The organism is Thermoleophilum album (assembly GCF_028867705.1).
Classification (GTDB): Bacteria; Actinomycetota; Thermoleophilia; order Solirubrobacterales; family Thermoleophilaceae; genus Thermoleophilum.
Genome location: NZ_CP066171.1, coordinates 2,102,656 through 2,112,804 on the forward strand (window position 1 = coordinate 2,102,656; position 10,149 = coordinate 2,112,804).

Annotated in this window: 13 protein-coding genes and 1 tRNA gene; 2 read left to right on the forward strand and 12 right to left on the reverse strand. The window is 66.2% G+C overall.

Translation table 11 applies throughout. The features are described 5' to 3' along the window. Position 1 precedes the first annotated feature (1 nt). On the reverse strand, positions 2–1,510 hold the full coding sequence (locus tag JDY09_RS09855; protein WP_274716757.1) for an alkaline phosphatase family protein: 1,509 nt from the start codon (positions 1,508–1,510) through the stop codon (positions 2–4). 4 nt (positions 1,511–1,514) lie between these two features. Further along, positions 1,515–2,129: a hypothetical protein gene (locus JDY09_RS09860; protein ID WP_274716758.1), complete on the reverse strand. Its 615-nt coding sequence runs from the start codon at positions 2,127–2,129 to the stop codon at positions 1,515–1,517. Between the two features lie 154 nt (positions 2,130–2,283). Here JDY09_RS09860 and JDY09_RS09865 point away from each other — a divergent pair, with 154 nt between their 5' ends. After that, positions 2,284–3,678, forward strand: coding sequence for a PLP-dependent aminotransferase family protein (locus JDY09_RS09865; RefSeq protein ID WP_274716759.1), 1,395 nt, complete (start codon positions 2,284–2,286; stop codon positions 3,676–3,678). Continuing rightward, positions 3,675–4,634 (forward strand): D-alanine--D-alanine ligase family protein, encoded by a 960-nt coding sequence (locus tag JDY09_RS09870; RefSeq protein ID WP_274716760.1) that lies wholly within the window; start codon positions 3,675–3,677, stop codon positions 4,632–4,634. Before JDY09_RS09865 ends, JDY09_RS09870 begins: the two co-directional genes overlap by 4 nt. 41 nt (positions 4,635–4,675) lie before the next feature. Here JDY09_RS09870 and JDY09_RS09875 read toward each other — a convergent pair whose 3' ends face one another. The 10 genes from JDY09_RS09875 to rpmH form a co-directional block, all read right to left on the reverse strand. Further along, positions 4,676–5,167 carry a bifunctional nuclease family protein gene (locus tag JDY09_RS09875; RefSeq protein ID WP_274716761.1) on the reverse strand — a complete coding sequence of 164 codons (492 nt, stop codon included), beginning with the start codon at positions 5,165–5,167 and terminating at the stop codon, positions 4,676–4,678. A gap of 99 nt (positions 5,168–5,266) precedes the next feature. After that, positions 5,267–5,340: transfer RNA gene (locus JDY09_RS09880), tRNA-Ile, on the reverse strand. A 68-nt stretch (positions 5,341–5,408) separates the two neighbouring features. After that, a complete protein-coding gene (locus JDY09_RS09885) occupies positions 5,409–6,317 on the reverse strand; it encodes a ParB/RepB/Spo0J family partition protein (protein ID WP_274716762.1) in 909 nt (302 codons plus the stop codon). Positions 6,318–6,327: 10 nt separating this feature from the next. Beyond that, positions 6,328–7,086 (reverse strand): ParA family protein, encoded by a 759-nt coding sequence (locus JDY09_RS09890; protein ID WP_274716763.1) that lies wholly within the window; start codon positions 7,084–7,086, stop codon positions 6,328–6,330. 97 nt (positions 7,087–7,183) lie between these two features. After that, positions 7,184–7,816 (reverse strand): 16S rRNA (guanine(527)-N(7))-methyltransferase RsmG, encoded by a 633-nt coding sequence (locus JDY09_RS09895; protein WP_274716764.1) that lies wholly within the window; start codon positions 7,814–7,816, stop codon positions 7,184–7,186. A 103-nt stretch (positions 7,817–7,919) separates the two neighbouring features. Then, a complete protein-coding gene (locus JDY09_RS09900) occupies positions 7,920–8,414 on the reverse strand; it encodes a protein jag (RefSeq protein WP_274716765.1) in 495 nt (164 codons plus the stop codon). Between the two features lie 61 nt (positions 8,415–8,475). Continuing rightward, positions 8,476–9,252, reverse strand: coding sequence for a YidC/Oxa1 family membrane protein insertase (locus JDY09_RS09905; RefSeq protein WP_342455261.1), 777 nt, complete (start codon positions 9,250–9,252; stop codon positions 8,476–8,478). 10 nt (positions 9,253–9,262) lie between these two features. Continuing rightward, positions 9,263–9,535 carry a membrane protein insertion efficiency factor YidD gene (yidD, locus tag JDY09_RS09910; protein WP_428837486.1) on the reverse strand — a complete coding sequence of 91 codons (273 nt, stop codon included), beginning with the start codon at positions 9,533–9,535 and terminating at the stop codon, positions 9,263–9,265. A gap of 17 nt (positions 9,536–9,552) precedes the next feature. Then, the gene (rnpA, locus tag JDY09_RS10025) at positions 9,553–9,933 is read right to left on the reverse strand and encodes a ribonuclease P protein component (protein WP_428837444.1); all 381 of its coding nucleotides are present in this window, start codon (positions 9,931–9,933) and stop codon (positions 9,553–9,555) included. A gap of 7 nt (positions 9,934–9,940) precedes the next feature. Beyond that, on the reverse strand, positions 9,941–10,075 hold the full coding sequence (rpmH, locus tag JDY09_RS09915; RefSeq protein WP_274716768.1) for a 50S ribosomal protein L34: 135 nt from the start codon (positions 10,073–10,075) through the stop codon (positions 9,941–9,943). Between the last annotated feature and the right edge of the window lie 74 nt (positions 10,076–10,149).

The following is a 10,149-nucleotide window of genomic DNA, read 5'->3' on the forward strand; positions in this document are numbered from 1 at the left end:
TCTATCGGGCGCCGTCAGCGATCTCGAAGTGACGAGCGACGAGCGCGGCCACGTCGCAGAGGCGACAGGCATCGCGTAGCGGGTGGTTATCTCGTCCCCCGCCCGGGGGACGTGGAGGGTCGCGATCGAGACCGACAGCGACCAACACCCCCAGCGAGTCCTCGCGATCGAGCCCACCATGGCTTCCGCCGCCGACATGACTGGCACCGCCCCAGTCCACGAACTCGTAGCCCGGCTCGGCGCACACGACGACATCCCCAGATGTAGGCGCGGCGAGAGCCGACCACAGACGAGCGAGTGCGTCGGGGTTTCGCGCTGAGCGTACGGCGTCACCGCGCAGTTCGAGGCTGAGCGCAGCGCCATCGCCTTCCAGTGCCCAAGACGCTCCGAACTCGTCGCGGAACTCGCTGCCTGGCGCGAAGCGCAGCTCGGCAGTCGCGCTAGCGACGACCACCTCGTCGCGTTCTTTGTACGCGACAAAGCGCACGCCTGTGAGAGCGCACAGGCGTCGTCGGAGCTCGCGCTGAAGCCGGTTCCGACGGCGTCCGTCGCTTTCGAGGATGTACACCATTGCCGCCCGACCGCCCGGCGACACAGCCACCTCGGCGAGATCGGGATCCGGATCGTTCGGTCGCAGCACCCGCAGGCCGTCGAGCGCCGAAACCAGGTCGATCGTCGCGTGCACAGCGCTCTGGCCGTGGTCGGAACAGACGACGATGCCGTAACGCTCGAGAAGCGACGTGAGCCCTCCCGCCGCGGCGACGACACGAGCCAGGGCGCGATCAGCCGAAGCGAGTGCGGCGATCTGCCCGCCTGGCCCCAGGCGGTGCGAGCGCGTGTCCGTATCGGGAAGGGACAAAAGCAGAAAGTCGAAAGCGTCGGCGCGCACGAGGTGCTCGGCGACACACGCCGAGTGTGGATCGCGCCACCCGGGCAGACCGAGCAGCGACGTGCAGGGAAGCGGCCGGCTCGCGAAAAGGTCGGCGTAAAAGAGCTCAGCCGGGCCCCACACGGCGTGGCGGAAGTGAGTGGTCGTGGCGATCCGCGCAAGGCCGGGTCCGACCACGGGCTCGTGGCGGTTACGGCCACGAAAAACGAGGTAGGTCGAACATGCGGTGCGGATTCCGTGGTCTTCGAGCTTTTCGAAGACCGTCGTGACCCGGCGCGAGAGGTGAGCGAGGTTGAGCTCGTAGACGGTGTCGGTGAGAACACGCAGCACACCGAACACGCGCGCCGCAGCGAGCGACGTGCCGTACTCGACGTACCTTCCCTCGTCGCGCGCGTACCAGTTGATCGACGGGATGGCGTGATCGGCAACGGGAGCTCCAGTGGCGATCGTCGCCGCGGCGGCCGGTGTGACGGATGGGAACACCGAAACGAGCGGGTGGATCCCGTCCGACTCGCGGACTAGCGCCGCGAGCGTCGGGGCGGCACCGCTCGCTACCGCGCGCGCGAGGGCGTCGGGGCGCAGTGAATCGATGACGCACAGGATCAGTCCGCGGGAGGCCAACGACTCAGCGGAGGATGCGCAGCCCGCCAGGCCGAACCACGTCCGTGGACCGAGCTCGCCACCAGAGCCACGCCGCGGCGAGGGCCGCGACCGCCCCGAGCGCGTGTACGAGCGCCACGAGCACCACGGTCGTGAGCGCGACGAGATCGCCGACAAGGACGACGAGCGCCGCCGCGACACCGCTGGCCCGACGCTGCGCGCGCGTGAAGAAGCCACCTGGGCCGAGAACGCCCAGCACGCTGCCCGCGACCGCCGCGATACCGCCGAGGAGCGAGTTCGCGATCGCCGAGCCGAAGAGCACGCTGGCGACGACTGCGAGCGCGGTTCCGACGATCAGCGTTCGGTCGTGCGCGAACACCGAAACCTCTCCACCGCTCGGTGAGGAGTGCGCCGCCGCGGAAGCAGGCCGGCTGCGGCCGATGGTGTAGAGGAGGATCGCAGCGAGAAAGAGTGCGACGGCCACCCAGGGGCTCTCGAGCCACGCCCAATCGGTGGCGTCGAAGTCCACACCAGTGTCGGTGCGCGCCAGAACAACTATGGCAAGCCCAGCGATTGGCGCGCGCAAGCCGACAGCCGCACCGATACCGAGCGCTGCGAGGATGTCGGTGAGCGAGGTCAAGGGCAGAAACGTACTCGGCGGCGCTACCCTGCGACCGCATGACTGTAGAGGAGCGCGGTGCTGTGGCGAACACGCCGCGTCGCTCGCAACTCGACAGCCGCGCTGCGGCTGCTCGAACCGCAGGATCGCGAGCAGTTTGCGCGAAGTCCCGGGCATGAGCGGCGCCGGAAACCCTTCGCTGCCGCCGGACCTCGAGCGCTACACGCGCTTGCTCGCCGAGCGCACGAAGGTGATGCGCTCGACAGCGATGCGCGATCTGATGTCGATCACCGAGCGGCCCGAGGTGATCTCGCTCGCCGGCGGACTTCCGGACACGGGTAGTTTCCCGGCACCTTTGTTCGGCCGGATCTTCGAGCGCATCGTGCGCGAGGCGGTCGCGCGCGCGCTCCAGTACGGACCCACCGAGGGACTGGCAGAGACCAAGCGCTGCGTGGCCACGGTGATGGCGGCCGAGGGGATGGAGGTCGATCCCGACGACGTGCTCATTACCACCGGCGGCCAGCAGGTGCTCGACCTGGTGGCAAGGACGCTGATCGACCCCGGCGACGTGATATTGGCGGAGGGTCCCACCTACCCAGGCGCGATACCGGCTTTTTGCTCCTACCAGGCAGAAATCGTGCAGGTGGGCATCGACGGGGGTGGTTTGCGGATTGGCGAGCTGGCGAGGGTTCTTGAGCGCCTTGCCAGCGAGGGTCGCCGCGTGAAGTTCCTCTACACGATCCCGAACTTCCAGAACCCGGCCGGCGTGACGCTAGCTGCCGACCGGCGACGCGAACTGCTCGATCTCGTTCGCCGCTACGACCTCCTGGTGCTGGAGGACAACCCCTACGGCTTGCTGCGCTACGAGGGAGAGCCGCAACCCACGCTCTTCGCGCTCGACGGTGGCGAGCGCGTGATGTACCTCGGGACCTTCTCGAAGATCTTCTCGCCAGGAATACGGGTGGGCTGGGTCGTCGCGCCGCGGCCGCTGCGCGAGAAGATGAACATCGGCAAGCAGGCAGCCGATCTCTGCACAGCGACGCTCTCGCAGCTCATCGTCCACGCGCTGTTCGAGCGCGACGAGTGGCGTTCCTACCTGGAGCTCGTCAAGGAGATCTACCGGCGTCGCCGCAACGTACTGCTTGATGCGCTTGTCGAGTACCTGCCGGCGGAGGCGGAGTGGGTGCAGCCGGAGGGCGGCCTTTTCGTATGGGTCACGTTGCCCGAATACATCAACACCACCGACCTCCTCGCCCGGGCGTTGCGCGAGAACGTCGCCTTCGTTCCTGGTGAGCAGGCGTTCGTCGACGGACGTGGCAAGAGCTCTCTGCGCCTCAACTTCTCTGGCTCCGACGAAGAGCGCCTCCGCGAGGGGGTGCGTCGCATCGGCGAGGTGATCGAGGAGCAGATCGCGCTGTACGGCACCCTCACCGGTCGGGACCGTGCTAGCAAGCGGGGAGCCGATGCCAGCAACGCAGCCGACGTCAAACGCCACTCGCAGCGGCAGAACAACGCGGCAAGTAGCGGCAGGGTGGTGCCGATGCGCCGGCGGGCACCGCGTCCACGGTGAGCCGGGTCGCCGTTCTCAAGGGCGGGCGTTCGCTCGAACGGCAGGTGTCCCTGCGATCCGGCGAACGGGTCGAAGAGGCGCTGCGGCGGCTCGGCCACGAGGTCGTTGGTATCGACGTCGGCCGTGACCTGGTGCGCCAGCTGCGCGCTCTGCAACCGGAGATCGCGTTCGTGGCCTTGCACGGACCCGGCGGCGAGGACGGCACCGCGCAAGAGCTGCTCGAGATCCTCGGCATCCCCTACACCGGTTCGGGGGTGCTGGCGTGCCAACGCTGCATGGACAAAGTGCTCGCGAAACACCTCTTCGTCGAAGCGGGCATCCCCACCCCAGAGTTCTTCGCGTTCAGCCAACTCGCGTTTCGCGAGCTAGGAGCAGCCGACGCGCTCGGCGAGATCGAGGAGCGGCTCGGTTTTCCGATCGTGATCAAGCCTTCGAGCCAGGGCTCTGCGCTCGGTATCAAATTCGCCGGTTCACCCGAGGACGTGCCGGGAGCGCTCGTGTCGGCATTCGCCTACGACACCAAGGTGCTGATTGAGCGTCATGTTGCGGGCCGCGATCTTGCTGTCGGGATCATCGAACGCGACGGCGAGCCCCACGTGCTGCCGATCGTCGAGGCGATCCCGCTGGACGAGCCGTTCTTCGACTTCGAAGCCCGCTACGAGATCGGGCGCACGCGCTTCGTTTGCCCTGCAGATCTCGGGAATGAAGTCGCGGAGCGCTGCGCGCAGGTGGCTCTAGCCGCCTACCGCCTGCTCGGTTGCCGCGACTTCGCTCGCGTCGACCTTCTGCTCGCTCCGGAAGGCGAGCCGACGGTGCTCGAGATCAACGCGATTCCGGGACTCACCGACACGAGCTTGCTGCCCCAGGCCGCCGTAGCAGCTGGAATTGGGTTCGACGAGCTGGTGGCGACGATCCTCGACAACGCGCACCAGCGGCAAGACAGCGCACGCCGCTGAACAATCAGCGCAGCGGTCGCAGCGTCGGGGGACTCGCGGGACTACTGGCCCCCGGTGGCAAAGTCTTCTGGCGTGACGTTGTCGAGGAACTCGCGGAAACGCTCGACAACCTGCTCGGTGTCCTCGACTTCGTGCTCGAACTCGATACCCGATTCGGCGAGCACCTCGTCGGCTACGAAGATCGGCGCGCCGGTGCGCACAGCGAGCGCCAGCGCGTCGGACGGGCGCGAGTCGATCAGGTACTCGCGGCCGTTCATCCGTAGCGCGACCTCGGCGTAGAAGGTGTTTTCGCGGAGCTCCGTGACGGTCACGCGCGCGCAGGTCACATCGAGCTCAGCGAGGATGTCGCTCATCAAGTCGTGCGTCATCGGCCGGGGCGTGCTCGCACCCTGGAGTTTCATCAGGATCGCCGCGGCCTCGGGGTGTCCAATCCAGATCGGCAGGAACTTGTTGCCGGCGCGAGTCTTGAGCAGCACGATCGGCTGCTTGCCGACCATGTCGAAGCTCACACCGTAGATGACCATTTCCTGCATGGCGTGGTGGCTCCCTCGCTGGCTCGGCTGCTCGCTCGGCTGTTGCCAAGTCTAGTGGTGCCCGCACGCCTACAGCACACGGATAGGGCACACAACCAGTGGGCGCTCCAGGACTCGAACCTGGGACCTCCGCCTTATCAGAGCGGCGCTCTAACCAGCTGAGCTAAGCGCCCCTGCAGCGGGCAATCCTAGCGTCCGTGCCGTAGGGATAGTCGCTGAGCGCGCGAGCGCGCGTGCGACCTCAAGCGGCGCGCAGCGCACCTTGGTGCGCAAGCCCGCTCGTGCCAGCGAGAGCCTCGAGGCGCTCGCAGAGAAGCACAGCTGCTTCCGGACTTGGTAGCTCGAGCGTCAGGCGACCGCGCGCACTGACACGGACGCGTACCGGCAGACCGATACTCCGAGCGAGAGCACCCTCTACCCGGTCGGCGAGATCCGCCGCCTCGGCGCTGTTGGTTCGTCGTGTACGCACAAGGGCGCCATTCGTTTGGGCCGCTCCGTTGCCTTCGTCGCTGGCCAACGCGGAGCGGACGGCCTCCTCCGTGCGCCTGACGGACCACCCCTCGTCACGAGCACGCCGCGCGAGCAGAATTCGAAGATCTTCGTCCTTGCACATCAAGAGCGCGCGCCCGTGGCCTTCGCTCAGGTCGCCACGATCGATCATCGCCAGCACCTCGTCCGGCAGTTCCAAGAGGCGGATGAGGTTGGCGACACTGGAACGACTACGCCCCACTCGCCGAGCCACCTCGGCTTTAGGGCAACCGAGATCCTCGACCAAAAGAGCTAGGGCTCGTGCGCTCTCGACCGGGCTGAGGTCGGCGCGAGCCAAGTTCTCGGTGAGCGCCACCTCGAGTCGCTCGCTGCCCTCGAAATCGCGCACAAGCGCCGGGACGGTTGCCAGTCCCGCCAGCTTCGCTGCGCGCAAACGGCGCTCACCGGCGACGAGCTCGTAGCCGTTCTCGACAGTGCGTACGACGAGCGGCTGAAGAACGCCGTGGGTACGGATCGATTCGGCCAGTTCGGCGAGCGCGTCCGGGTCGAAGTGCCGGCGCGGCTGGAGTGGATTCGGTCGGATCGCGTCGACCGGGACCTGCCGGAGCGACCCCCCCGCTCGTGCGTCGCGGTCGAGTATCGCTGCCAAACCTCGACCCATTCCCCGCACTTCAGGCACGTGCTGCCACCTCCCTCGCGAGTTTCAGGTAAGCCGCCGATCCCGCACTCGCGGGAGCGTGGGCGATCACAGGTCGACCGAAGCTCGGTGCCTCGCTGATGCGGATGCTCCGCGGCACGACCGTGTCGAAGACGAGATCGGGAAAGTGCGAGCGCAGTTCTTTCTCTACGTCGCGTGCGAGTCGAGTCCTTCCGTCGTGCATCGTGATCACCATGCCCGCGATCTCGAGCCGTGGGTTGAGCTCCCGGCGGATCAACTCGAGAGTCTCCAAGAGTCCCGCCAGGCCCTCGAGCGCGAAGTACTCGGCCTGGACTGGAACGAGGACGCGGTCAGCAGCGACCAAAGCGCTGACCGTCAGTGGACCGAGCGACGGGGGACAGTCAAGCAGTGTGAAGAGAAACCGCTCGCGGGTGTCGCCCAGGGCCGTCTCGAGGCGGTGCTCGAATCCAGCGATCCGCGCCAATTCGACCGACGCCCCAGCAAGATCGGGACTGGCCGGTGCCAGCCACAGGCGGCTCTCAGCGGTCGGACGGGCGATAGCGGCGAGGTCGATGCCGCCGACCAGGCAGTCGTAGGTGCTGGGCGACTCGGCGCGCGAAAAGCCGAGGGCGACGGTGGCGTTGCACTGTGCATCGAGGTCCGCGACAAGCACTTCGTGTCCCGCTGCGGCGATGCTCGCTCCGAGGTTGACGGCAGTGGTGGTCTTGCCGACACCGCCCTTCTGGTTGGCGATTGCGTAGACGTAACCCACAGCGCCGCGAACGGTAGACGTGCGACCGGACTGAATCGGATCGTCGAGGCTGGAGATGCACACCTGCGAGCCCAGCAGCGCACGGGCCGGCGTCATCTCAAAGGGGACAGCGGCGGATCCGTGCCGGGTTGCGTGGGTAGCGGGGCGGTGTTGGCTGACGTTTGTGGAAGAGGTGGAGGTGAAGCGACCGAGCGCCAGGGAAAGGGTCCGTAGCGATCACCTCCCCGCACTCCAAGCCGAGAAGCTCAGCAGCGCGAGCCGCCGACCGTTCTTCGGCGTCGTTGCGGCGACCGCGCCAAACAATGACAAGACCGGACACGCTGACGAGCGGGGCGGTCAACTCAATAGTGATCGGTAGTGGGGCCATGGCGCGGGCCAGCGCGGCGTCGAAGCGCTCGCGCAAGGGGCCTCTTCCGGCGTGCTCGAGACGCTCGTGGACGAAATCGACGTTTGCGAGATTGGCTCGCAGCGCAAGGTTGCGCGCCGTGTGCAGTTTGCGCTGCGAGGCATCAATCAGCGTGAATCGGACCGTCGGCAGTGCGACGGCAAGGGGTAGCGCGGGAAAGCCGATTCCGCTACCAGCGTCGGCGACGCGAGCCGGCCCGGTGTTTTGCAGCGCGGGCAACGCACTGAGCGAGTCAACGATGTCGCGCCACCAGATTTGCTCGAACGTGTCGTGAGCTGTGCCGGGGTCGGGTTCCTCGAGCAGAGCAGCAACGAGCGAGCGCAAACGCGGGTCGCTCGTATGGCGCGAGAGCCAATCGTCGGGGGAATTCCCCGAGCGATCCACTGGCGAGCGTTTCACGCGAAACGCTGCCCCACAGTACCCGTGCTCAACGTCTCGAGCGGCGTCTTTTTCCCGAAACCTTGCGCCGCGCGCCAGTTGGCTCAACGACGACACGGCGATCGGGCTCCTGTCCTTCGCTGCGTGTCTCCACACCACCCACACCGCGAAGGTGCTCGTGAACGACCTTGCGTTCCGCGGCGCGCATCGGCTCGAGCTCCACTGCGCGCCCGAACCGAACCGCTTCTCTCGCAGCCCGGTCGGCCATCCGCCGCAACGTCTCTTCGCGCCGTTCGCGGTAGCCGCTGGCATCAACGATCACCCGTCGCTCTTCACCTGCAATTCGTGCCGCCCGGAACGCCAAGTGCTGGATAGCGTCGATCGTCGTCCCACGCCGGCCGATGAGAAGTCCAGCCTCCGTGGTGTCGATACCGATCCGGATCTCTTCGGGCGAAACGTTGACGCTCAACGTGGCACCTTCGGCGAGTTCTTCAACGATTCGCTCCACCACACTGCGCGCCCGCTCCAAACCGTTCCCCCTCATCGCACGCTGCCTCTCTATCTACTTACATTCCCTGCTCGCTTCGCGCTCGCACACGCGCTTCCTATCTCTGGCGCCGTCGCTTGCGCCTCGCCCGCGGCGGCGGTGGTGGTGCCGACGCACCACTACCAGCAGCCGCACCCGCCTCCACACCTGTCGCCGCGGGAACAGGTGGTGGGAAGAGCTTTCTCACAAGCAGCTGTTGTCCCACGGTCCATACGTTCGTCGTGACCCAGTACAGGATCAGACCAGCCTCGAAGTTCACGATGAACACAGCGAAAACGAGTGGCAGGGCGTACATGATCCGCTTCTGGGCAGGATCTGCACTGACAGCCGTGACAGCGCTCGCGCCGAGCTGCGTGCCGATGTATAGCGCGATCATCAGCGCCAACACCCACGGGTGGTCGGTCAGCTTGTCGGACAGATCGGGGATGAACAGAAAGCTCTCGTTGCCACGAATTTCTGCGCGGAACTCGTCTGACCGAAGGAGGTAGAAAAGTGCGATGAAAAACGGGATCTGCAGCAGTAGCGGCAGGCACGAGCCCAACGGGTTAACACGTTGCTCGCGATAAAAGCGGAGCATCTCTTCCTGCATCCGCTGCCGATCGTCCTTGTAGCGCTCCTGAATACGCTTTATCTCGGGCTGTAGGCGCTGGAGACGCTGCATCGCGAGGATCCCCTTGAAAGTGAGGGGCAGAATCGCCAGCCTCACGGTGAACGTCATCAGGATGATCGCTACTCCCCACGAGCCCGGGAAGTCACCGAGAACCCCGTGCCAAAACTTGAGAATCGCGCCGCACGCGTCTATCAGCGGCTGGAGTATGTTGGCAGCCGGCACCACTACAGACGTCTCACCTCATCCGCGTGGTGGCTGCTCGAGGGGGTGGGACGTGGTCGACACCACCCAGGCTGAAAGGGTTGCAGCGCAGTAGCCTCCACAACGCGAGCGCGAATCCGCGAATCGCGCCGTGAGTGCGTAGTGCCTGCACTGCGTACTCGGAGCAAGAGGGGTAGTACCGGCAGCGAGGACCTGTCATTGGTGAGACGAAACGCTGGTAGGCGCGGATCACTGCGACAAGGGCACGTACTGCTAGGTGCTTTCCCTGCGCTTGCCGTTCGCTGATTACCGTCGAGGGGGAGGTCACTGTGCCGAGGCGGGTTTGGTATGCGTCGACAGCTTCTCGGTTAGTGCGCGAATCTCTTGCTCGATGTGGTGTGTCTTCAGCTCGTCGATCCCTTCGCCCAGCTCTGGTCGAGCGACTAGAACAAAATCGACGCCAGTCGGAGCTTCGTCACCAAGCGCGCGAAAAGCCTCTCGGAGCAGCCGCTTGGCCCGGTTTCGGGTGACTGCTGAGCCTACACGTTTCCCAGCTACCACACCGAGCCGCGGAGGGGCGTCGCGGGGCTCGCGAGTGAAGGCGTACAACACGACATAGCGACCGGAGAGCCGGCGCCCACGCCTGTACACCCGCTCGAACTCGGCGCTACGCGTCAGTCGCCCTGAGCGGCCTTTTCTGCGCACTAAGCCGCTAACCAGCGAGCCTGTGTCGGCCCTTCCTGCGCCTGCGCTTGAGAACCTGCCGCCCCTGGCGGGTTCTCATGCGCTTTCGAAAGCCGTGCGTGCGTGCTCGACGACGTTTTTTTGGTTGATAGGTGCGTTTCATCGCTGTCCCGTTCCCGACTGGGTGACCACTGAGGCGACCTCGCGCGGGCGCGCGAAGTATAGGGCGTCGAACGC

What these genes read in the sequence shown, in the direction of transcription:
- JDY09_RS09865 (WP_274716759.1), top strand. Translation starts at nt 2,284, where the DNA reads ATGAGCGGCGCCGGAAACCCTTCGCTGCCGCCGGACCTCGAGCGCTAC.
- JDY09_RS09885 (WP_274716762.1), bottom strand. Translation starts at nt 6,317, where the DNA reads ATGGGTCGAGGTTTGGCAGCGATACTCGACCGCGACGCACGAGCGGGG.
- JDY09_RS09900 (WP_274716765.1), bottom strand. Translation starts at nt 8,414, where the DNA reads ATGAGGGGGAACGGTTTGGAGCGGGCGCGCAGTGTGGTGGAGCGAATC.
- rpmH (WP_274716768.1), bottom strand. Translation starts at nt 10,075, where the DNA reads ATGAAACGCACCTATCAACCAAAAAAACGTCGTCGAGCACGCACGCAC.
- JDY09_RS09875 (WP_274716761.1), bottom strand. Translation starts at nt 5,167, where the DNA reads ATGCAGGAAATGGTCATCTACGGTGTGAGCTTCGACATGGTCGGCAAG.